The 1,508-nt window shown below is 62.0% G+C and carries 1 protein-coding gene; it reads left to right on the top strand.

What is annotated here, in order from left to right:
- Positions 1-1,484, top strand: a 1,484-nt coding sequence (prpD, locus tag D6877_RS20870) for a 2-methylcitrate dehydratase (RefSeq protein WP_130911979.1), incomplete at its 5' end; no start/stop codon positions are given.
- Between the last annotated feature and the right edge of the window lie 24 nt (positions 1,485-1,508).

Below are 1,508 nucleotides of genomic sequence, written 5' to 3'. Positions count from 1 at the left end.
TGAGCGCCAACGTCGACCTGAACAACCGCCCCGATTACGACGCAGTCCTGCAGGACATCGCCGACTACGTTCTCACCTTCAAGCCCGAATCCGCCGAAGCGCTGGACACCGCGCGCAATTGCCTGATCGACACGCTGGGCTGCGGTCTGCTGGCCCTGCGTTTCCCCGAATGCACGAAACACCTCGGCCCGATCGTCGAGGGCACGGTTGTGCCGTTCGGCGCACGGGTGCCAGGCACCAGTTATCGCCTCGATCCGGTCAAAGCCGCTTGGGATATCGGCTGCATCGTCCGCTGGCTCGACTACAACGACACCTGGCTCGCCGCCGAATGGGGGCATCCATCGGACAACCTCGGCGCCATCCTCGCCGTTGCTGATCACCTGTCGCAGAAACGCGTCGCCAACGGCGAAGCGCCGCTGACGGTCCGCGATGTGCTGGAAGCGATGATCATGGCCCACGAGATTCAAGGCGTGATCGCCCTGGAAAACTCCTTTAACCGGGTAGGACTGGATCACGTCATTCTGGTGAAAATCGCTTCAGCTGCCGTCAGCGCCCGACTGATGGGCGCCAATCGCGAGCAGTTGCTGTCGGCGCTGTCCCACGCCTTCGCCGACGGTCAGGCGCTGCGCACCTATCGCCATGCGCCAAACGCCGGCTCACGCAAATCCTGGGCGGCGGGGGATGCGGCGAGTCGCGGCGTGCGTCTGGCCGACATCGCCATGCGCGGTGAGATGGGCATTCCCGGTGTTTTGAGCGCGAAGCAGTGGGGCTTCTATGACGTATCGTTCAGCCACAGCAACAACGATCTGGCGCTGAAGCCCGAGGACAAACGCGCTTTCAGCTTCTCCCGGCCGTTCGGCAGTTACGTGATGGAAAACGTGCTGTTCAAGATCAGTTTCCCCGCCGAATTCCATGCGCAGACGGCGTGCGAGGCGGCGGTGACCTTGCATCCGCTGGTTCGCAACCGCCTGCATGAGATCGACCGCATCGTCATCACCACCCATGAATCGGCGATCCGCATCATTTCCAAGGTCGGCCCGCTGGCCAACGCCGCCGACCGCGACCACTGCCTGCAATACATGACCGCCGTGCCGCTGGCATTCGGCAATCTGGTGGCTGAGCACTACGAAGACGACTTCCACAAGGCGCATCCGATCATCGATGTGCTGCGCGAAAAAATGCTCATCGTTGAAGAACCGCGCTTTACCCGCGAATACCTTGAGCCCGACAAACGCTCGATTGCCAACGCCGTGCAGGTGTTTTTCAAGGACGGCAGCAGCACCGACAACGTCTTGGTGGAGTACCCGATCGGCCATCGCCGCCGCCGCGCCGACGGCATTCCGTTGCTGGAGGACAAGTTCAAGGCCAATCTGGCCACGCGATTCGCCGGCCAGCGTTGCGCGGAGATTTTTGCGCTGTGCGAGGATCAGGCGCAGCTTGAAGCCACGCCGGTGAATCGATTCATCGACCTGTTTGTGATCTGACGGACCGCGTTATCGTTCTTCGCG

Origin of the sequence: Pseudomonas sp. Sample_9, from assembly GCF_004307535.1 — a bacterium.
Classification (GTDB): Bacteria; Pseudomonadota; Gammaproteobacteria; order Pseudomonadales; family Pseudomonadaceae; genus Aquipseudomonas; species Aquipseudomonas mercuritolerans.
Note: the sequence above shows the minus strand (reverse complement) of the source record. Positions and strands in the feature narration are given on the sequence as shown.